The 401-nt window shown below is 54.6% G+C and carries 1 protein-coding gene; it reads right to left on the bottom strand.

Translation table 11 applies throughout. The features are described 5' to 3' along the window. The coding region (locus ETC02_RS17100) for an integrase core domain-containing protein (RefSeq protein WP_171698492.1) at window positions 1-401 on the bottom strand (401 nt) is incomplete at both ends.

Here is a 401-nt window from a genome sequence, read left to right as displayed (position 1 = left end):
AATCGCATCCAGCCAATCGCCATCTTCGATGAACGACACGAGATGCACTTGCGATTGAAACACCTCATGCGGCGTTTTTCCGTCCAGTGAGGCGTGCGGTTTTCGATGATACTCCTCTTCAAGCCACCTCCAAAAACGCTCGTTCAGCTCTTCGAGCGACTTCGGGGGATCCAACTCCAGCAGCGGATAAAACCGCGTCTGTACGGTGCGGAAGAACCGTTCGATTTTCCCTTTGCTTTGCGGGTCATACGGCTGGGTGTGGATGAGTGTAATCCCCATCTCGGCGCACGCATACTGCAGCACCTCGGACCGATAAATTTTCCCGTTGTCCGAGTAAATGCGTTTCGGCTTCCCGCAACGAAGCACCGCTTCCTTCGTGACGATCCGCAGCCCGTCAAACT

Source organism: Geobacillus sp. DSP4a (genome assembly GCF_013096875.1).
Taxonomy (GTDB): Bacteria; Bacillota; Bacilli; order Bacillales; family Anoxybacillaceae; genus Geobacillus; species Geobacillus thermophilus.
This window is presented reverse-complemented; position numbering and strand designations above follow the sequence as displayed.